This window comes from Bacillus sp. 1A (genome assembly GCF_052682215.1).
This window is the reverse complement of the sequence record NZ_JBQYLZ010000001.1, coordinates 4,308,478-4,327,650: the sequence shown is the minus strand read 5'-3', so window position 1 is coordinate 4,327,650 and position 19,173 is coordinate 4,308,478. Positions and strand designations below refer to the sequence as shown.

Sequence of the window (19,173 nt, the reverse complement as noted above, 5' to 3'; positions counted from 1 at the left end):
GCGTAGAGTTCTAATAAACTATACATAGATGCAATTTCGGTTTTCCCTTCAAATAAACATTTGGTTAATAATTCAAATATTGTTCAATATTTAACAATAGGCTTTTAAAATTACATGTTATGATGAACGTGTAATGATGATTGAACATTTAAATTTGGCATAATAATTAGCCAAACCAGTGAAGACAGAAGTTGTGAGATGAACTCATTAAAATTCTAAAACACTAAAGGGGAGATCACATATGAAAGCAGTAGTGGTAAATAAAAATAGTAAAGCAAACATTGAAGTTATTGAAAAGAAATTACGTCCGTTACACTCAGGTGAAGCGCTAGTAGATGTAGAGTATTGTGGGGTTTGTCATACTGATTTACACGTTGCAAATCATGATTTTGGAAACACAGATGGCCGTATTCTTGGTCATGAGGGTGTAGGTATTGTTACGAAAATTGCTGATGATGTAGCTTCACTAAAGGTAGGTGACCGTGTAAGTATTGCATGGATGTTCCAATCTTGTGGACGTTGTGAATATTGCGTAACAGGTAGAGAAACATTTTGCCGTGAAGTTAAGAACGCTGGTTATTCAGTAGATGGTGGTATGGCAGAACAATGTATTGTTACAGCTGATTATGCGGTGAAAGTACCAGAAGGATTAGATCCTGCTCAAGCATCATCAATCACATGTGCGGGCGTAACTACATATAAAGCAATAAAAGTATCAGACATTAAACCTGGTCAACCTATCGTCATCTATGGTTGTGGTGGATTAGGTAACCTAGCTATCCAATATGCTAAAAACGTATTTGGTGCAAAGGTAATTGCAGTAGATATTAATGACGATAAATTAGCGTTAGCAAAAGAGGTTGGTGCGGATATGACTATCAATCCAATTTCTCAAGGCCCTGCTGATAAGATTGTTCAAGATGAGTTTGGTGGTGCTTATGCTGCTGTAGTAACAGCCGTTTCTAAAGTAGCATTCAACTCAGCAGTTGATGCAGTACGTGCTTGTGGTAAAGTCGTTGCAGTAGGTTTACCAGTAGAAACTATGGATTTAAACATTCCGCGACTTGTACTAGATGGAATTGAAGTAGTTGGTTCTCTAGTCGGTACTCGTAAAGACTTAGAAGAGGCATTCATGTTCGGTGCAGAAGGAAAAGTAGTGCCGGTTGTTCAAACTTGTTCTCTAGATAAAGTACAAAATGTATTCGAAGAAATGGAACAAGGTAGAATTCAAGGACGTATGGTAATCGATTTTAAACAGCATAATTGTGATTGCAAATAATTCACTTTAAATATAAAAAGCATGAGTCTAGCTAAAGACATGTAAAAAAGTTAGACAGCAGAAAGAAGATGATCCCTGCATTCAACAGGAATCATCTTCTTTTCATTCCACTACCATCAATGTCGACTAATGAGAAAGGATTAAAGGTTCACTTTATCTACAAACGAAAAAGAATCTTTACTTTTAACAAATTTTTTATGATTTGGAACGGTTTGAATTGCTACAACTTGCGAATCTCTTGCTTTCAGTGCATCTTGAATCCCGATTGTCATAAGCTTAATAAATAGAATCGTAATAAAGAATGAAGCGAGAGTATAAAAAATAATCCACCATGAAAGATTCATTTCATTACGATTTAATCCAATAAGGCCTGCCCAATCATTAGATAGAGAAACGGGTTTGAGCACTCCGTCATAGAGTTCACGCATTTGTATCCCACCAATTACAATATCAAGCAACGCTAAATGGATAACGAGTATGAGAGTTTGGACGATATGTTCCATAAATAACACAAATAAGCGGTCAAGTAATAAGACTCGTAAGTGTTTTTTGATAATATGAAAACGGCTAGCACCCAGTAATTGTGAACTTAAAATATAATCTTGTTTCATAAATTCATCAACCTCTGAGGATATATATAAAGAAAGTGTAGGCAGAGCGACGAAAATAAGTACGAGTACTTGATAAAACGCAAATGAAATATTTGGATCTAATCTATCAGCATTTGATATGATTACAATATTAATGGGCGTGATGAGTATAAATGCGATAAATAAAGTAGGAATATAGTAAAAAACTTCTGAGCATGCCTGGAAAAATCTCTTGAATTTTGGAACATATAAACTTAAGAGGATTCCTATACATGTTCCGAATAAAATTCGAAAGAAGCTAATTGCCACAGCTAATAAGATAGTGAATTTTGCTCCTTCTATAATTTGTAAGAAAACAGACTCTCCAAAACGATCAGATCCAAAAGGCGGTATTAACGATGGCGGAAAGGGGGCCTTTCCAAGTAATTCGTTATTGTCATTGTAAAGTAACTGAGGAGGTTTTGGGATGTTATCTTTAAAGAACCAACTATAAATAAAACTAGCTGAAACAAGTATGAATAAATAAGTAAAGCCGATTAAAAAGCGTTTTGATTTCCAAATAGATTTCATAAAGCTGCTCCTTTCAATTGCTTTTGCCATCTATTCATCATGAAAGAGATTATTTGAAAAATGGCATAAAACGGTAAGATAATCATGACAAGTATGATAAATGCAGCTGGAGGTGAAATAAAAGCCTTTTTAAATAAAAATTGAATAATGCCTTGCATATTAAAAACAAATTCTAAAATGAATAAGTTAGACAGTAAGAAAACAAAAATCGTTTTTAAATGGTGGAAGAAGTGGATAGATATATTTTTGAATAAATGAATACAAAGTATATAACTTGATGAAAGGCCTTTGCCATATGCAACCTCTACGTAATGTTTTCCATGTTCTTCTTTTATGTATAACACCATCATTCGAAACATTTGTAATGTAGGTAAAACAGATAAAGATAAAATAGGGAGTAAATAAGCTCGATTTTCATTAAAAGAAATAATGGTGAAAGGAGCTTCCCCGAATTTCTGAAGTACCCATATGAAAAATATTTGCAAACAAATCATCATCATCATATCAGGGACAGCTTCTAATATGAACACAATTCGGTTTATCCATTTTTTTATATAATCTTTTGCCAAAAAATAAAAAAATGCCATGCTAGATGATAAAAAGAGCGCAAGCAAAAAGGCTAAAAATAATATAGTAAATGAATATAGATAAGGTTCTAAAACAGTTGGAAATAATGGTGTTGTTTTTAAATGACCAAACTTTGGGTCTGATCCTATAACCAACAATGATTCAGGTGAGAAAACCAGTTTTAACATAGTAACGATCTGGTTAAAAAAATAAATTGGTTGAAAGGTGAATCCTTGTTGAGTGATAAATAAATAAGGTAAATTTAATAATAGTAACAGTGATAAAAGAATGGATGAAAGCTTAATTGTGAATTGAGATATTTTATGTAACATTAAATCCCTCCGACATCTTTTTACAACATTATACAATAAAGTCTGAAATATTGTTTTATTTTTCTGAAAAATAAAAATACTATTAGATTTTATAGTAAGTAACCTATAATTACAAGTTAATAAAGTGATAGTAGGATCCGCACTCAAAGACTATTAAGATAAAAGGACAAGTGAACTTCATACAATAAAAATGAGCAAAGTGCACAAAATTTCCATTGCGGAGGTAGTTGCTGTACAACTCCTTTTTCATGCAAATGAGTAGAACGTAAGGAAGGACTATATATGTGTTGTTAATGAAAGAAAAAGAGAGTGTGTTGCGTAACGAATATTTCGCAACTTCACCGCGGGGAAAATCTAAATTTAGTATGTAAGTGAAATGGAATGAGGGGGATATATTTTTTATTATGAAAAAAATTTTCTTTTTAAAACTTGATTAATGAAAAAATATTTTATATACTAATTCATGTAAACGGTTTACTAGATCGTATTTTGCTAGAAACGAAGGGAAGATTCGCATGGAAACAAGGGGGAGAGTAATCGGGATTGATATCGGTACCACAAGTACAAAAACGGTTGTGTTTACAGAAAAAGGAAAAGTCGTTGCGTCACATGCAGTTGATTATCCAATTATTCAACCAAAGGTCGGATGGGCTGAGCAAGATCCTGATGTTATATGTGCTGCTGTATATAAAACTGTAAGCGTTGCCATCGAAAAGGGTAACGTGTTACCAGAGGATATTTCTTCAATCGGTATTAGTACAGCAATGCACGCATTAATTGCAGTAGATAAAAACGGTGCACCATTAACGCGTTCTATCATTTGGGCAGATAATAGAAGTACGAAACAATCGGAAAAATTATTACAACATATGAATGGGCATGACATTTATAGACGAACAGGCACACCAATTCATCCGATGTCGCCGCTTTCTAAATTATTGTGGATGAAAGAGGAAGAGCCAGAATTATATGCGAGCGCTTATAAATTTATTTCCATTAAAGAGTATGTTATTTATCAATTGTTTTCACGTTACGTAGTGGATTATTCAATAGCATCTGCTACTGGGTTATTTAATTTAGAAACATTAAATTGGGATGAAGAAGTTTTAACGATGTTACATATGTCACCAGAACAATTATCAAAACCTGTGCCAACTACATATATTTTATCGGGTATGAAACCTGAATTAGCACAAAAGATGGGCATTCGTGAAGATACGCCAGTTGTTATTGGTGCAAGTGATGGTGTTCTTGCGAATGTAGGCGTTGGGGCAATATCACCTGGCTCAGCTGCAATTACAATTGGTACAAGTGGTGCGGTTCGAACAATTTCATCAAATGTTAATACAGATGAAAAAGGAAGAACGTTTTGTTATGCATTAACAGACGAGCACTGGGTGATCGGCGGACCAACGAATAACGGGGGAATATTACTGAGATGGTTACGTGATGAATTTGGTAGCCCGGAACAAGAAGTTGCAAGGAAGCTTGGCATTGATCCGTATGATTTATTAATTAAGTATGCGGAAAGTGTACCAGCTGGAGCGGGTGGATTGCTATTTTTACCGTTTCTATCTGGAGAACGTGCACCTTACTGGAATGCAAATGCTCGTGGTACATTCTTTGGAATAAACCTTCAGCATAAACGAGAACATTTTATACGTGCAGTCATGGAAGGTGTTTGTATGAGCGTATATTCTGTTGCACTCGCAATCAGGGATTGTACAGGGCCACTTACTGAAATACGCGTTTCAGGAGGTTTTGCGAAATCTGCATTTTGGAGACAAATGTTATCCGATATGATGGGAAAAGAATTGCTTGTTCCTGAAAGTCATGAAGCATCTGCACTTGGGGCAGCGGCAGTTGCTTTATATGCTGTAGGAAAAATTGATTCTCTTGAAGAGGTAAAGGGTTGGATTGATATTGTTCATCATCATGTACCGAATAAAGAAAATACGGCTATATATTTAGAAATGTTTTATATGTATGAACGACTTTACAATCGCTTGAAAGAAGAATTTGATTGTATAGCTGCTTTCCAACGTAAACAATAGGGGGATTGGGAGAAATGGTAGTTGGAATCGTACTAGCGGCAGTTGTCATACTACTTTTACTTATTACAGTAGTAAAATGGCATCCGTTTGTCGCGTTAATATTAACAGCAATTGGTGTAGGGCTAGCAATGGGAATGCCATTGATTGGAACTTCACCAAAAGATCCAGGGATTATCGATTCTATTAAACTAGGGCTTGGTAATACGTTAGGGTTTTTAGCGATAGTTTTAGCATTAGGAACGATGCTTGGAAAAATGATGGCCGAATCTGGCGGTGCTGAACGAATTGCTAACACATTAATTGATCGTTTTGGGAAGAAACGTGTTCACTGGGCAATGATGTTCGTTGCATTTTTAGTAGGGATTCCAGTGTTTTTCCAAGTTGGATTTGTACTGTTAATTCCATTAGTATTTACAATTGCGTTAGAAACAGGGGTATCACTTATTACAATCGGTATTCCACTAGTAGCAGGACTATCTGTTGTACACGGACTCGTTCCACCGCATCCAGCAGCGATGGCAGCGGTAGGTATTTTTAAAGCAGATGTAGGGAAAACAATTTTATATGCATTAATTGTCGGACTTCCAACTGCAATCATTTCAGGTCCGCTTTACGGGAAATGGATCGGTGCTCGTATACATAAAGAAGTACCATTAGATATAGCGGAGCAATTTATTGAAAGAGATAAGAAGAAGGAACTCCCTAGTTTCGGAAATACATTGTTTACTATTTTACTTCCAGTATTTCTTATGCTAGGTGCATCGATTGCGGAAGTAGGGCTAAGCAAAACAAGTCAACTTGCACAAGTATTGCACTTCATTGGAGATCCAATAGTCGCGTTATTAATTGCAACGATATATTCTTTCTTTAGTCTTGGTTATGCAAAAGGTTTCTCAAAAGATAAAGTATTACAATTTACAAACGATTGCCTTGGGCCAATTGCGAACATACTGTTAGTTATCGGTGCAGGCGGTGCGTTTAATAAAGTATTATTAGATTCTGGAATTGGAACGACAATCGCAGAAATGGCGAAAGAATCTCATATTTCACCGATATTATTAGGTTGGGGAATTGCGGCACTTATCCGAATTGCGACTGGATCTGCTACAGTTTCTATGATGACAGCAGCTGGAATTGTAGCACCGATTGCAGCAAGTACACCAGGTGTAAATGTTGAACTATTAGCACTTGCAACAGGTGCAGGGTCATTAATTTTATCACATGTAAATGATTCTGGATTTTGGATGATTAAAGAGTATTTTGGAATGACTGTGAAAGAAACATTATTAACATGGACTGCAATGGAGACGATATTATCTGTTGTAGCACTCGGACTCATTTCGTTATTAAATATATTTGTATAGAATGGGAGATTGATGAATATGAAACTAGGTTTAATTGGATTAGGAAAAATGGGATTCCCATTAGCAGAACATTTATATGAAGACAAGCATGAGGTAGTTGTATATGACGTTAATAAAGAACTTGTTGAAAAAGCAGGGGCTTTAGGGATTACTGCTCGTCATACATTAAAAGAAATGATTGCTGAATTAGAAGCCCCTCGTACAATTTGGGTAATGGTACCTGCGGGAGAAGTTGTTGAGTCAGTATTAAAAGATGTATATCCATTATTAGAAGAAGGCGATATCGTTATTGAAGGCGGAAATTCATTCTATAAAGATACGTTACGCCGTGCTGAAGAAGCGGAAAGATTTGGTTTACATTACGTAGATATCGGTACATCAGGCGGTGTAGAAGGAGCTAGATACGGCGCTTGCTTAATGGTTGGTGGAGAAAAAGAAATTTACGATCAATTAGAACCTTTATTTAAAGATTTAGCAGTAGAGAATGGGTATTCGTATGCTGGTCGCGTCGGAAGTGGTCATTTCTTAAAAATGGTTCATAACGGTATTGAATACGGTATGATGCAAGCAATCGCTGAAGGCTTTGAAGTGTTAGATAAAAGTGATTTTGATTTCAATTATGAAGATGTTGCAAAAGTATGGGCAAACGGATCGGTTATCCGTGGTTGGTTAATGGACTTAACTGAAAAGGCATTTGCAGATGATCCAAAACTAGATGGCATTAAAGGTGTGATGAACTCTTCAGGAGAAGGGAAATGGACTGTTGAAACGGCACTTGAACTTCAAGCGGCGGCACCGGTAATCGCGATGTCATTATTTATGCGCTACCGTTCTCAAGAAGATGATACATTCCACGGAAAAGTAGTTTCAGCTCTTCGTAATCAGTTCGGTGGACATGAAGTTGTGAAAAAATAAGGCTGTTTTTTAAAAAGAAACTTGTGCATAGGCGCAAGTTTCTTTTTTTTTAGTTTAAGAAATTTCTAATTTTAAAATACCAATCAATCATTGTTTATTTGTACTGGATGTATCAAATATAAAGGGAAGCATAAAAGATGTCCCAACATAAAAATAAGAATAAATAAAATGAAATTTTCATAAATAGTAAAAGGGTGATTATGTCATCAATGTAGCTATGAAGTGGTGTTACATATGAAAAGAGCGTGTTAATAAAATATGAGGTGGTTAAATGGGAAATGAGCAAGTGAAGAATGCAGGGGAAGAAAAAAAGTTATGTCTTTGTATGATTGTTAAGAACGAGTCTAGAATTATGGAAAGATGTTTAAATGCTACAAAATCAATTGTAGACTTTGTTTCTATTTGTGATACGGGATCAACTGATCATACACCCGAAATTATTGAAAATTGGTGTAAAGAAAATGAAATCCCAGGAACAGTTCATCATGAACCATTTAAAAACTTTGGTTATAACAGAAGTTTAGCTGTTTCATTGGCACAAAAAACATATCCAGAAGCAGATTATTTATTAATATTAGATGCAGATATGATATTAGAAGTTGATCCTGAGTTTGATAAGACTAGTTTAACGGAAGACCATTATCTTACATTGCAATATGATATTCATATTAAGTATTGGCTTACACGCCTTTTGAAAGCTTCTTTACCATGGAAATCTGTCGGTGTTACTCATGAGTATTGGGATATAGATCGTTCCAAAGTTGGTGCGAATTACAATACGAGAGTAGCAAGGTTAGAGACGCTTGTCGTTAACGACCCTGGGGATGGTGGTAGTAAAGCTGATAAATTTGAGAGAGATGAGAGATTGTTGTTAGAAGGGATTAATGATCCAGAAACAACGCCTGATTTGCATATAAGATATTTATTTTATTTAGCCCAAACTTATTTTCATTTAAGTCAATTTGAAGATTCGATTAAATGGTACAAAAAAAGAGTGGAAGCAGGGGGATGGGTTGAAGAAGTTTTCTATTCGTTATTGCGAATAGGATTTTGTTATGAACAATTAGCAAACCGTTCAGCAAATAAGCAACTTGAAGTAACAGAAGCGGAGGAAAAAGAAAATGCTAAGATGCAAGAAGAGCAATATACAGCATTAGCTATTTTTTATTTTCAAAAAGCGTGGGAATATAGACCAACTCGGGCTGAGCCATTATACCAACTTGCAAGAATGTATCGATTAAAATCTCAAAATAATATTGCCTTGATGTATGCGTTGCAAGGGAAGGAAATTCCTTTTCCAAAAAATGATCTTCTATTTGTAGATTATCATGTGTATGATTACTTATTTGACTATGAGATTTCTATAAGTGCTTTTTATATACCACATAAAAAGCATTTAGGTGCTGTATCACAAAAAATTTTGGAATCGAAAAAAGAAGATCTACCGTTGCATATAGCAAATATGGTTGAAAGTAATGCGAAATTTTATTAAATACAATTTCGGTTAAAGGAGTAGTGGAGTAATAATGGAATTAATACGATGGGCGCTAGAATTAGGAGAATCTGTGCATGGAAATACGTATGAAGAATTGATGCCACTACTAGATTATTATTATGATCGTGATCATTTAAAAGCGTATTGTATCGCAACTCTTCTTTTAGACATGGACGTAGCAGATGAGCATCGGCAAAGAATTGAATTAAGAAGGTGCATTGCTGCTTATTATGCTGGATTATATAAAGTAGCAAAAAAACATGCAAATGAGCTTTTAATTAAATATCCGGATGTGGATTTGTATAAAAATAATTTAAGGCTAATGGAAGCTTATTTGAATAAAGAATATGATTATTGTCTTTTTATATGCCCAAAGACGTATGGTAGTTTCATAGATGTCGCGCGAGCTTTGAAATGGCGATTGGAGCAGGAGGGAAATACAGCAATCATATCAGAAACAATACTAGAAAATGTGAAAAATACAATTGTTTTTGGAGCGCATACATATGCACATAATCCGAATCTGCTTCCGAAAAATGCAATTATTTATAATTTAGAACAGCTATATGAAGGAAGCCCTTATGCGCATCCCCTATATTTAATGTTATTAAAAGATAAGGAAATTTGGGATTATAGTAAACAAAATATAGCATGGTTAAAACAAAAAGGTGTAGGAAAAAAAATAAGACATATAGGAATGAACTATGCCCCAACTTTGGAAATAAAAAAAGATGCATTTGAAGATGAGGTTACTGAAGACATCGATATACTGTTTATAGGTGCTCTTAATCCGAGGCGGCAAGCTATTTTTGATCAATTAAAAGCAGTTGCCCCGAATTTAAATATTGTTTTTAAAAATAATGCGTGGGGAATTGTTAGAAATGAATTGATCGCTAGGTCTAAAATTATATTAAATATTCATTTTTACTTATCAGGAATTCTTGAAACACCTCGAGTTTCTTATGCAGTGGCAAATAAGAAATTTATTATTTCGGAAAATAGTAATCCAGAGGACGAGATGGAGTGGCCAGGAATTGTGTTTACTCCGTACGAAAAAATAATAGAAAATATTATGAAATATGTAGCCTTACCAGAAGAACGTATCAAATTAGCAGTAAAAGCGTATAACCATTTTGAAGCGAAAGGAAACATAGGCATACTGTGTCATAAAGAGGAGGAAAAGTAATTGTGAATAACTCATACTTTCGTATGAGTTATTTTTTTCGTCTATTATACTATTTTATCAAGCTAGTTCCCTCTTTATATTGTGTTTTGTATAGAAATTTCTGATAATATATAAGTATAACTGAAAAACAAAGGAGAGAAATAATTATGAAACTAGTCGTTATTAACGGTACGCCAAGAAAATTCGGTAGAACTCGTGTGGTGGCAAAATATATTGCTGATCAATTTGAAGGGGAGTTATACGATTTATCAGTAGAGGAACTGCCTTTATATAACGGGGAAGAATCACAACGTGAATTAGAAGCGGTAAAAACATTAAAAGCATTAGTGAAAACTGCAGACGGTGTAGTACTATGTACACCTGAATATCATAATGCAATGAGTGGAGCGTTGAAAAATTCGTTAGATTACTTAAGCAGTAGTGAATTTGTTCATAAACCTGTCGCATTACTTGCAGTTGCTGGAGGCGGTAAAGGTGGCATTAACGCATTAAACAGTATGCGTATTGTTGCTAGAGGGGTGTACGCAAATGCAATCCCAAAACAAGTTGTGCTTGATGGATTACATGTGCAAGATGGTGAACTTGGGGAAGATGCAAAACCATTAATTCATGATTTAGTTAAAGAATTGAAAGCATATATGAGCGTATATAAAGAGGTGAAAAAACAACTAGGAGTGGAGTGATATGTCCTCACTTTATCAGGATTCTCGCTTGTATTACATTCTAGGGGCCAATAGTCTAGCTGCTATTGGTTCTGGAATTGTTATGATAACGATTCCTTGGCTGTTAATTAAAGAGAGTGGAGGAGAGACAGCGTTTGGTTATGTTTCTATCATTGCAACCCTCATTATGTTTTTATTAACACCATTCATTGGGCAAAGTATTGATCGTTTTTCAAGAAAATCTTTATTGCTATGTAACGAAGGAATCGGAATAGCCGTAATCGGGATAATGGTTATATGGGGATTTGCTGGGCAACCCTATCATTCTATTCACTATATTCTTATTTATATAGCCGGATCATTCTACTATTTATTATTTTACCCTACAATATTTGCGTTCAACCAAGAGATATTTCAAGCAGAACATTATAAAAGTTTAAGTGGAACGATGGAAATACAAGGACAGTTAACACAAGTTATTTCTGGAGCGGCCGCAAGCTTCTTAATTGAAATTGTATCTTTGAAGTGGATTTTGTTAGTAGACATGTTAACTTTTGCTGGAGCATTTTTTCTTTTCTTATGTATACCGTACGTAAAGAAAAAAGAAGTGAAAAGAAAAATAACATTTAAGAAGCAATTGTTTGAAGGAATTCACTTTATGAAAAAACGTCCTAAGCTCTTTTGGTTCTTACTGGCCACTTATATGCCGTTTATAGGTGTTATGATGGCAAATTATTTAATACCCGTGTATATTTCGGATATACTCAAAGCCAATGCCTCTGTATACGCAATAGAGGGCACGATGTACGGTGTCGGAGCGGTTGTTGCAGGAATCTGTATTCCACTCATAATGAAATATGTCAAAACAGAAGTTTCAATCGTTATGACGATGTTCATTTATGTAATTTCAATTACCGCAATGAGTATTGAACCTTCTGTATTGTTTTTATATGGACTAGCGATTTTTCATGCAATTGGAAATGCGGGGACAAGAGTGGCGAGAAATGTATTGATGATGGAGGAAATTCCAAATGAAGTAATGGGACGTGTAGACAGCTTATTTCGCTTAATTGGTACAGGAATACGCATTGTATTATTAATGCTGTTTACAGCTGGTGTATCCAAAGCCGGAGTGATGCTGCCGTTTTACGTATTAAGCTGTATATTGATCTTCTCATTAGGAATCGCTATTTATTATGTACTATCACAACGTAAAGTAAGAACGAACGTTTCTAATAAATCAATCATATAAAAAGTACTTCTGCCTTCCTATCTTTTTCTATCATTCCTTTCGAGAGGACTCCCACCTCTAAACGTAAGTGAAGGTGGTGAGGTGAATCGAAAGAAATATTTTATTTTCGAGAAAAAACGAAAACGTAAGTTCTTTTTGCTGTAATACCCTTAAGAAGGAGGTGAATAAAATGACAAAGGAAAATCCATCAAACTATAAAACTCTTCAAATTTGGATTAAAAAAGGGCATCGTATGTATTCTTATTTTCAAGAATGTTGTCATAACGCTAAGAACATGTACAACACCACAAACTTTTATATACGCCAGGTGTACACTGGATTAACACAAGAAAAAGAGTTGCAGCCTTTGCAAAAAGAAGTTCTGGCTAATATTCATAAAAATATTGGTAAGATGAATGACATACAACGTCTTGCCTATCAGAAGAAATTGGAAAAAGAGAAATTAAAGCCTAAAGAAGAACAGAAAGAGATTAAATGTAATTTGTTTTCGGAACCTAATTTTGAAAAACCTTATGTAGATTACAACTTTCTAGATGCACTATTTAAGGATATGATTCAAAATGATTATCGAGCTATGCCTACGCAATGTAGCCAGTCCATCATGAAAGGTTTGTTCCAAAATTGGAAATCTTTTTTTGCTAGTTTAAAAGACTATAAAAAGAATCCAAACAAATATGCTGGAATGCCTAGGATTCCAAAGTATATTCGTTCTTCTGAAAAAGAGATTCTGTATACAAACCAAGATTGCATCATTAAAAACGGTAGATTTTTAAAGTTTCCAAAGACGAAATTACAATTAAATATTGGGAAACTAGGTTTCACTGAAGGTAAACTGAAACAAGTTCGTGTGATTCCAAAATACAATGAATATGTAGTGGAATTGGTAATTGATGTTCCTTCTGAACAACAAATTATTGAAGAGAATGCTCGTTATATGAGTATTGATTTAGGGATTGATAACCTTGCAACCATCGTAACAAACACAGGTATGAAACCTGTCCTTGTTAAGGGCAAACATGTCAAAAGCATAAATCAATATTACAATAAAATGAAGAGTCATTTTACAAGTATTCTTAGAAATGGAAAACAAACTAATGAAGGACCTTTTACTTCTAAAAGGATAGAAAAACTTCATCAAAAACGTTACTTGAAAATAAAAGACGTCTTCCATAAAGTTAGTCACCATATCGTAAAACTAGCTCAAGAAGAAGAAGTTTGTAAAATCGTTATTGGTCAAAACAAAAGTTGGAAACAAGAAACGAATATGGGAAAAAGAAATAGCCAATCGTTTTGTCATATCCCGCATAATTTACTGATTCAAATGATTACATACAAAGCAAATGCTGTAGGCATTCAAGTTGTTGTAACTGAAGAATCATATACATCGAAAGCAAGTTTTCTGGATAACGACTTCATTCCAACGTATGGAGAAAATGACCAAAATACAACTTTTTCAGGAAAACGAATAAAGCGCGGCATATATCGTTCAGCAAATAAAACTTTAATTAATGCAGATGTAAATGCTGCGGCTAACATTTTACGAAAAGTAATCCCAAATGCATGGACAAATGGGATAGAGGGGTTAGGCGTGAAACAGCTCGCTAATGTGTTAACTCCCCTGACGTTAATCGTCCGTTAGGTCAAAACGTTAGAAACCCCCACTTCAAGCTTTGCTAAGTGGGGGAGTGTTCATATAATAAAAAGAAAGGGAGTGCAAACATATATATGAACAAATGGATATTACTTATCATCTTATTATTACCACCACTATACATTCTTTATATGACGTTTCGAATGAAGAAAGTTGCTCGTGAAAAATTGAGTAATCACTCTCCATACGTTCTTATTTTAGGCGCAAAGTTATTTGGAGAAAGACCGTCGTTATCTCTTCAAAACCGTTTGGATGTAGCGTTGGAATATTTATTTTCTCATCCTGAAGCGAAAGTAATCGTTTCAGGTGGTCAAGGAGAAGATGAAGATATACCGGAAGCTCAAAGTATGAGAAACTATTTAATGGTACATGGTATAGATGAGAATCGTATTTTAATGGAAGATCAATCTACAAATACGTATGAGAATTTAAAGTTTAGTATGAATTTATATGATGTGAAACATGCGGTAGTTGTAAGTAATACGTATCATTTATATAGAACGAAAATAATCGCAAAGCGTTTAGGCATGAAGATGGAGGCACTAGCTGCTGAAACACCAATGCGCTCTAAGAAAAAAATGTATGTACGTGAATATGCTGCAATAATGAAAACAATATTGTTCGACCGTTAGAGCTCAAATTTGAGCTCTTTTTTAATTATAAAGCGTATCATTTGAAATGAATGCCGTATTCCATCAAAATAAAGGAAACAACATTAAAGGAGCTGTATTTGTGATTCAATTTAATCATGTGTCAAAAGCGTATGAAGATGGCACGAAAGCAGTGGATTCATTGCATTTAGAAATTAACAAGGGAGAATTTTTTGTTCTCATTGGTCCGAGTGGTTGCGGGAAAACAACGACAATGAAAATGATTAACCGTTTAATTGAAACGACTGAAGGATCTATTTTAATCGATGGAAAAGATATTCAACAATATAATATTAATGAATTGCGTTGGAATATAGGATACGTATTGCAGCAAATCGCTTTGTTTCCGCATATGACAATTGCAGAAAATATTGCAGTAGTTCCTGAAATGAGAAAATGGAGCAAAGAAAAAATAAAAGCTCGTGTCGATGAGTTGCTACAGATGGTCGGGCTAGATCCAGACGTATATCGCAATCGTATGCCTGATGAATTGTCAGGAGGGCAAAAGCAGCGCGTTGGTGTCGTAAGGGCATTAGCCGCAAACCCGAAAATCGTTCTTATGGATGAACCGTTTAGTGCGTTAGATCCATTAAGTAGGGAACAGCTTCAGAAGGATATCGTACAATTGCAAAAAAAGATTCAAAAAACAATTGTGTTCGTAACGCATGATATGCAAGAAGCGTTATCGCTTGGAGATCGTATTTGTATTATGAAAGAAGGAAAAGTAGTTCAATTAGATACACCAGAAGGTATTATACATAATCCGAAAAATGAGTTTGTAGAGGAGTTCATTGGAAATCGCGGGAGACATTGGTATGAGGGGAAAAGTATAGAAGATGTATTACCACTTGATGAAAGTATGCGGATAGAAGGGGATGCACTATCATTGCATTCTTCTTTACAAGAAGCATTAGTTCGTGTGCGAGCTGACGAAGTCGTTCCAGTTGAAGAAAATGGTCAATATGTTGGAGCTTTAACAAGTCGTCATATTGTTAATTACATTGTTGAACAAATGAAGGAAAGAGGCTAAACAGTGACTGATTTTATACAAACGTTTCAAGAGCGAAAAATAGAATTACTAACTGCATTAAGTGAGCATTTACAAATATCACTTATTTCACTATTTTTTGCAGTAATTATTGCGGTGCCACTTGGCATTTTATTAACGAGAAAACAACGAATGGCTGAATTTATAATAGGAACTTCTGCAGTTATGCAGACAGTGCCATCACTTGCATTACTCGGACTTTTAATTCCGTTAGTAGGAATTGGAAAACTCCCGGCCATTATTGCATTAGTTGTGTATGCACTATTACCTATTTTACGAAATACATATACAGGAATAAGGGAGTTAGATGAATCTTTAATCGAAGCAGCGAGAGCTATGGGGATGAATAGCTGGAGAAGACTGTGGAAGGTAGAGCTTCCTCTTGCATTACCAATTATTATGGCCGGTATTCGTACGGCGATGGTATTAATTGTTGGAACAGCTACATTAGCAGCTCTTATAGGTGCTGGTGGGCTCGGAAAACTCATATTACTTGGTATCGATCGAAATGATCATGCGCTTATCATTTTAGGGGCCGTACCAGCCGCGTTACTCGCTTTATTCTTTGATGTAGTACTTCGAGTACTTGAGAGTCCAAAACGCTCTTCTAAGCGTATTATATTGACGATATGTATTACTTGTATAATGATTGCTTCTCCCTTTCTTTGGAACACACAAAAGAAAGATATTGTTATTGCCGGAAAACTTGGATCAGAACCTGAAATTTTAATTCAAATGTATAAGCAGCTTATTGAACAGGATACTGATTTACATGTAGAATTAAAACCAGGTCTTGGAAAAACAGCATTTGTATTTGAAGCATTGAAATCAGGAGAAGTAGATATATACCCTGAGTTTTCGGGAACAGCTTTATCTACTTTCGTGAAAGAAGAGCCAAAAAGCACAAATCGGGATGAAGTATATGAGCAGGCTCGCATTGGAATGGAAAAGAAATATAATATGGTTATGTTAAAGCCGATGGAGTATAACAATACATATGCACTAGCTATGCCGAAAAAAATAGCAGATCAAAATAATATAAATACAATTTCTGATTTAGGAAAAATGGCACAGGATGCTAAAGTAGGATTCACATTAGAATTTGCTGATCGTGAAGACGGTTATAAAGGAATGCAAAAATTATATAACTATAAGTTTTTAAATGTGAAAACGATGGAACCGAAACTACGTTATAGTGCAATTCAATCAGGGGATGTTAACGTAATCGATGCATATTCAACTGATAGTGAACTGGAGCAGTATGGACTGACAGTGCTAAAAGATGATAAAGGGTTATTCCCACCGTACCAAGGTGCACCATTATTAAGAAAAGAGACGTTACAGAAATATCCTGAACTTGAAAAAGTATTAAATACATTATCTGGGAAGATTACAGATGAAGAAATGCGAAAAATGAATTATGAAGTAAATGTGAATGGAAAAAGTAGTGAAGAAGTTGCGAAACAATTTTTACAAAAAGAGAATTTACTTCGTTAATTTTACAAGAAATATACAAATTTATATGTATGAAATGACCGTTCATTACAAAATGAACGGTTTTTTGTGCATACTTATACATTTTTTCAAAAAAGTATTCCATTTTTCTTCATTTTCTTTTAGAATAAGTAATGTTTTCCTGAAAAAATATAAGAGAAACGTCTATTAGAGAAAAAGGTGACTTTAATAGTTGAACGAACATAACACCTAGAATGACAGATGGGGTGGTACAAATAGAAAAGAAGTTAGGATTTTTTCCATTAATTGCATTAGTAGTCGGAACGATGGTTGGTGGCGGTGTTTTTAGTTTACCGCATGATTTAGCAGTAGGAGCAAATAGCGGCTCTATAATAATTGGCTGGTGTATTACAGCGATGGGAATGATTCCACTCGCGCTCGTATATCAAACGTTAGCAAGACAAAAACCAGAGCTTGAGGGCGGGATTTATAGTTATGCACGTGCTGGTTTCGGAGAATATATCGGATTTAACAGTGCTTGGGGATATTGGCTAGCAGGAATTTTAGGAAACGTTGCAACAATCATGTTACTGTTTAGTACATTAGGTTATTTCTTCCCCATTTTTAAAGGTGGAAATAATGTTGCGTCTATCGTTGGTGCATCACTTTTATTATGGACACTTCATTTTCTAATTTTATTTGGAATTCGTGAAGCATCTATTATGAATGTTATTGCAACGATAGGGAAATTAGTTCCAATCGTATTATTTATTGTTGTAATGGTAACAGCGTTTCGCTGGGATACATTTACACATGATTTTTGGGGAGAAGGAACGATCTCAGTTTCCTCTATACTTGGTCAAGTGAAAAATACAATGCTTGTAACTCTTTGGGTTTTCATTGGGGTTGAAGGAGCGGTTGTATTATCTGGTAGAGCGAAAAATAGCCGAGATGTTGGTAAAGCGACAGTACTTGGACTTATTTTAGTAATGTCTATTTATATTTTAATTTCTGTTTTGTCTATGGGAGCGATGACAAGAGGAGAGCTTTCCGTGTTAGAAACCCCGTCAATGGGACATGTATTAGAACATGTTGTTGGGACTTGGGGCGCAGTTGCGATTAACATTGGGTTAGTTGCTTCACTTGTAGGTACATTAATAGGCTGGTTTTTACTTGTTTCTGAAATTTCCCACGTAGCAGGAAAAGATGGCGTGTTTCCGAAAGTCTTTACGAAAACAAATAAAAAACAAACGCCACATATGGCATTATGGATCTCAAATGGCGTTGCCCAAATTATATTTATAATCGTTCTGTTTTCAGAATCAACATATCAAATTATGTATTTCATTGCTTCAACATCAATTTTAGTACCATATTTATTATCAGCGTTATTCCAATTTAAATTAGTTATTACAAACGAACTAAAAGATGCAAAAGTAAAAAACGGCTCGTTAGCTTTAATTGCTTCTACTTATTCTGTATGGCTTCTATATGCAGCTGGTTTGAAAAATTTATTACTTGTTTCAATCGTGTATGGAATTGGGATTATTGTTTACATGTATGCAAGAAAAGAAAAAGGAAATCGTTGTTTTAAAGGTATTGAGAGATATGTAATGTGGGCAATTGTTATCGCAGCTATCACATCACTTTATATGTTATTAACTGGAAATATAAAAATGTAAAAGTCCTTTTAAATAAAGGGCTTTTTTCTTTGTCTAGAGAATATTTAATACATAAGATATTCAGGAGGGATGAAAATGGAAGAAAAAGAACAGTTAACCAGAATTGTTGATTTAGCGAGTGAAGTAAGGAAAGTATTAGTGCAAGAATCCTTTTTTAATCATCATCCTGAACTACGAGGAGTGATTGAAAATTTAGCGAGTGCTGTAGAGAATTTGGCGGAATTACAGCAAAATACAGATGAAAACGCTGAAGATCGATTGCGATATGTACTTGCTAAAATGAAAATTGCTCATAATGCCATTTTACAAGAGAAAAAAGCATTTCCATCTCATTAATATACGTTTTAATTTTGAGCCTGGCGGATAACGTCAGGTTTTTTGTTTCTAGTTTTTCGTTTCTTTCATACACTAAGAATAGTAT

Annotated in this window: 16 protein-coding genes; 14 read left to right on the top strand and 2 right to left on the bottom strand. The window is 34.8% G+C overall.

The genetic code is table 11. The features are described 5' to 3' along the window. Positions 1-241 precede the first annotated feature (241 nt). The gene (gene adhP, locus ACUN0F_RS22135) at positions 242-1,279 is read left to right on the top strand and encodes an alcohol dehydrogenase AdhP (protein ID WP_046955692.1); all 1,038 of its coding nucleotides are present in this window, start codon (positions 242-244) and stop codon (positions 1,277-1,279) included. Between the two features lie 140 nt (positions 1,280-1,419). On the opposite strand, the gene ACUN0F_RS22130 is transcribed toward adhP, so the two are convergent. Together ACUN0F_RS22130 and ACUN0F_RS22125 are read right to left on the bottom strand one after the other, a co-directional pair. Next, positions 1,420-2,439, bottom strand: coding sequence for an ABC transporter permease (locus ACUN0F_RS22130; RefSeq protein WP_445540159.1), 1,020 nt, complete (start codon positions 2,437-2,439; stop codon positions 1,420-1,422). Then, positions 2,436-3,338 (bottom strand): ABC transporter permease subunit, encoded by a 903-nt coding sequence (locus ACUN0F_RS22125; protein ID WP_060488641.1) that lies wholly within the window; start codon positions 3,336-3,338, stop codon positions 2,436-2,438. Before ACUN0F_RS22125 ends, ACUN0F_RS22130 begins: the two co-directional genes overlap by 4 nt. A gap of 515 nt (positions 3,339-3,853) precedes the next feature. Here ACUN0F_RS22125 and gntK point away from each other — a divergent pair. The 13 genes from gntK to ACUN0F_RS22060 all read left to right on the top strand — a co-directional run bounded on the left by gntK (position 3,854) and on the right by ACUN0F_RS22060 (position 19,088). Next, the gene (gene gntK / locus ACUN0F_RS22120; RefSeq protein ID WP_264461920.1) at positions 3,854-5,392 is read left to right on the top strand and encodes a gluconokinase; all 1,539 of its coding nucleotides are present in this window, start codon (positions 3,854-3,856) and stop codon (positions 5,390-5,392) included. A 14-nt stretch (positions 5,393-5,406) separates the two neighbouring features. Then, positions 5,407-6,756: a GntP family permease gene (locus tag ACUN0F_RS22115; RefSeq protein ID WP_000260195.1), complete on the top strand. Its 1,350-nt coding sequence runs from the start codon at positions 5,407-5,409 to the stop codon at positions 6,754-6,756. A gap of 18 nt (positions 6,757-6,774) precedes the next feature. Then, positions 6,775-7,671, top strand: coding sequence for a phosphogluconate dehydrogenase (NAD(+)-dependent, decarboxylating) (gnd, locus tag ACUN0F_RS22110; RefSeq protein ID WP_088080588.1), 897 nt, complete (start codon positions 6,775-6,777; stop codon positions 7,669-7,671). A gap of 271 nt (positions 7,672-7,942) precedes the next feature. Continuing rightward, positions 7,943-9,163, top strand: a complete 1,221-nt coding sequence (locus tag ACUN0F_RS22105) for a tetratricopeptide repeat-containing glycosyltransferase (RefSeq protein WP_264461923.1) — start codon at positions 7,943-7,945, stop codon at positions 9,161-9,163. A 34-nt stretch (positions 9,164-9,197) separates the two neighbouring features. Beyond that, positions 9,198-10,352 (top strand): hypothetical protein, encoded by a 1,155-nt coding sequence (locus ACUN0F_RS22100; RefSeq protein WP_046955698.1) that lies wholly within the window; start codon positions 9,198-9,200, stop codon positions 10,350-10,352. Between the two features lie 146 nt (positions 10,353-10,498). Beyond that, positions 10,499-11,035, top strand: coding sequence for an NADPH-dependent FMN reductase (locus ACUN0F_RS22095; RefSeq protein ID WP_264461924.1), 537 nt, complete (start codon positions 10,499-10,501; stop codon positions 11,033-11,035). Position 11,036: 1 nt separating this feature from the next. Beyond that, a complete protein-coding gene (locus ACUN0F_RS22090; protein ID WP_445540158.1) occupies positions 11,037-12,266 on the top strand; it encodes an MFS transporter in 1,230 nt (409 codons plus the stop codon). A 169-nt stretch (positions 12,267-12,435) separates the two neighbouring features. Then, a complete protein-coding gene (locus ACUN0F_RS22085; protein ID WP_445540157.1) occupies positions 12,436-13,905 on the top strand; it encodes an RNA-guided endonuclease InsQ/TnpB family protein in 1,470 nt (489 codons plus the stop codon). 86 nt (positions 13,906-13,991) lie between these two features. Then, a complete protein-coding gene (locus ACUN0F_RS22080) occupies positions 13,992-14,549 on the top strand; it encodes a YdcF family protein (protein ID WP_445540156.1) in 558 nt (185 codons plus the stop codon). 100 nt (positions 14,550-14,649) lie between these two features. Then, complete coding sequence (locus ACUN0F_RS22075; protein WP_445540155.1) at positions 14,650-15,597, top strand: ABC transporter ATP-binding protein; 948 nt, start codon at positions 14,650-14,652, stop codon at positions 15,595-15,597. A gap of 3 nt (positions 15,598-15,600) precedes the next feature. Continuing rightward, entirely contained in the window at positions 15,601-17,112 is a 1,512-nt protein-coding gene (locus ACUN0F_RS22070) for an ABC transporter permease/substrate-binding protein (protein ID WP_046955702.1), read from the top strand. A gap of 212 nt (positions 17,113-17,324) precedes the next feature. Continuing rightward, positions 17,325-18,752, top strand: coding sequence for a basic amino acid/polyamine antiporter (locus ACUN0F_RS22065; protein ID WP_000129474.1), 1,428 nt, complete (start codon positions 17,325-17,327; stop codon positions 18,750-18,752). Between the two features lie 75 nt (positions 18,753-18,827). Then, positions 18,828-19,088, top strand: coding sequence for a hypothetical protein (locus tag ACUN0F_RS22060; RefSeq protein WP_000391452.1), 261 nt, complete (start codon positions 18,828-18,830; stop codon positions 19,086-19,088). Positions 19,089-19,173: the final 85 nt, after the last annotated feature.

What these genes read in the sequence shown, in the direction of transcription:
- ACUN0F_RS22080 (WP_445540156.1), top strand. Translation starts at nt 13,992, where the DNA reads ATGAACAAATGGATATTACTTATCATCTTATTATTACCACCACTATAC.
- ACUN0F_RS22130 (WP_445540159.1), bottom strand. Translation starts at nt 2,439, where the DNA reads ATGAAATCTATTTGGAAATCAAAACGCTTTTTAATCGGCTTTACTTAT.
- ACUN0F_RS22125 (WP_060488641.1), bottom strand. Translation starts at nt 3,338, where the DNA reads ATGTTACATAAAATATCTCAATTCACAATTAAGCTTTCATCCATTCTT.
- gntK (WP_264461920.1), top strand. Translation starts at nt 3,854, where the DNA reads ATGGAAACAAGGGGGAGAGTAATCGGGATTGATATCGGTACCACAAGT.
- ACUN0F_RS22115 (WP_000260195.1), top strand. Translation starts at nt 5,407, where the DNA reads ATGGTAGTTGGAATCGTACTAGCGGCAGTTGTCATACTACTTTTACTT.
- ACUN0F_RS22095 (WP_264461924.1), top strand. Translation starts at nt 10,499, where the DNA reads ATGAAACTAGTCGTTATTAACGGTACGCCAAGAAAATTCGGTAGAACT.
- ACUN0F_RS22100 (WP_046955698.1), top strand. Translation starts at nt 9,198, where the DNA reads ATGGAATTAATACGATGGGCGCTAGAATTAGGAGAATCTGTGCATGGA.
- gnd (WP_088080588.1), top strand. Translation starts at nt 6,775, where the DNA reads ATGAAACTAGGTTTAATTGGATTAGGAAAAATGGGATTCCCATTAGCA.
- ACUN0F_RS22105 (WP_264461923.1), top strand. Translation starts at nt 7,943, where the DNA reads ATGGGAAATGAGCAAGTGAAGAATGCAGGGGAAGAAAAAAAGTTATGT.
- ACUN0F_RS22090 (WP_445540158.1), top strand. Translation starts at nt 11,037, where the DNA reads ATGTCCTCACTTTATCAGGATTCTCGCTTGTATTACATTCTAGGGGCC.
- ACUN0F_RS22060 (WP_000391452.1), top strand. Translation starts at nt 18,828, where the DNA reads ATGGAAGAAAAAGAACAGTTAACCAGAATTGTTGATTTAGCGAGTGAA.
- adhP (WP_046955692.1), top strand. Translation starts at nt 242, where the DNA reads ATGAAAGCAGTAGTGGTAAATAAAAATAGTAAAGCAAACATTGAAGTT.
- ACUN0F_RS22065 (WP_000129474.1), top strand. Translation starts at nt 17,325, where the DNA reads ATGACAGATGGGGTGGTACAAATAGAAAAGAAGTTAGGATTTTTTCCA.
- ACUN0F_RS22085 (WP_445540157.1), top strand. Translation starts at nt 12,436, where the DNA reads ATGACAAAGGAAAATCCATCAAACTATAAAACTCTTCAAATTTGGATT.